Raw genomic sequence first — 480 nt, forward strand, 5'->3', positions numbered from 1 at the left:
GTACTTCAAGCATTACAATTGGTCAAAACGTAAACATCACTTTTGATGGTACGGAAGCGGTTGGAGTTCAAAAAATAATGGATTATTTAACTGCAATTTCAGGCAATGAAGATAATGAAGATATGAAGAAAATGAGTGAAACAGTTAAACTTCTGCTTAAACCAAGTATGAAAACTAAAATGCTAAATCCATCTAAAATAATTCAACTTAACGCTATGCGTGGGACTTACAATTCACCAGAATTTGACGAAGGAATGGACATCATAATAAACGCACAAATTCGACAAAAAGGCAGCAGCTATGTAAGTGGGTATAAGTTTATTCAAGTACGCGACGTGCCTTCTAAAAAAGTAGAATTCAGATGTACTGTATAAAAATAGTTAAGTAGGTTAGTTGGTCCCGAGTGGCGAAATGGTAGACGCTTGACCACTAGATGTCGGTTAGTCATGGTAGCGCCTGGCAACCAAAGTTCGTGGATTG

Annotated in this window: 1 protein-coding gene; it reads left to right on the plus strand. The window is 37.1% G+C overall.

All coding sequences use genetic code 11. From position 1 onward, the window contains the following. On the plus strand, positions 1 to 374 hold a 374-nt coding region (locus tag FHK88_RS12260; protein WP_227431011.1), incomplete at its 5' end, for a hypothetical protein. Positions 375 to 480 lie beyond the last annotated feature (106 nt).

The organism is Psychrobacter sp. I-STPA6b (assembly GCF_020662265.1).
In the GTDB taxonomy this organism is placed as follows: Bacteria; Pseudomonadota; Gammaproteobacteria; order Pseudomonadales; family Moraxellaceae; genus Psychrobacter.